The organism is Cupriavidus sp. SIMBA_020, from assembly GCF_046535395.1.
GTDB classification, from domain to species: Bacteria; Pseudomonadota; Gammaproteobacteria; order Burkholderiales; family Burkholderiaceae; genus Cupriavidus; species Cupriavidus campinensis.
Map to the genome: position 1 here is coordinate 1 of NZ_JAWRWU010001418.1, position 245 is coordinate 245.

At 67.8% G+C, this 245-nt stretch carries 1 pseudogene; it reads left to right on the top strand.

Annotated elements, in window-relative coordinates:
* A pseudogene (locus tag SB751_RS34210) lies at positions 1 to 245 on the top strand (ShlB/FhaC/HecB family hemolysin secretion/activation protein); the annotation flags it as partial.

Here is a 245-nt window from a genome sequence, read left to right on the forward strand (position 1 = left end):
GGCTATGTGGGCACCGTGACGATCACCGGCAAGCCGGGCAAGCTCGAAGACAAGATGCGCGCGATCGCCGCGCATATCGTCGAGGACCGGCCGCTGCGCACGGCCACGTTCCAGCGCTATATCAACGTGCTCGGCCTGCTGCCCGGGCTCAAGGTGAAGGCCAACGTGCCGCCGCCCACGAGCACCGACGGCGCCACCACGCTCGAACTCGACGCCACGCAGAAGCCGTACGACATCAGCACCGG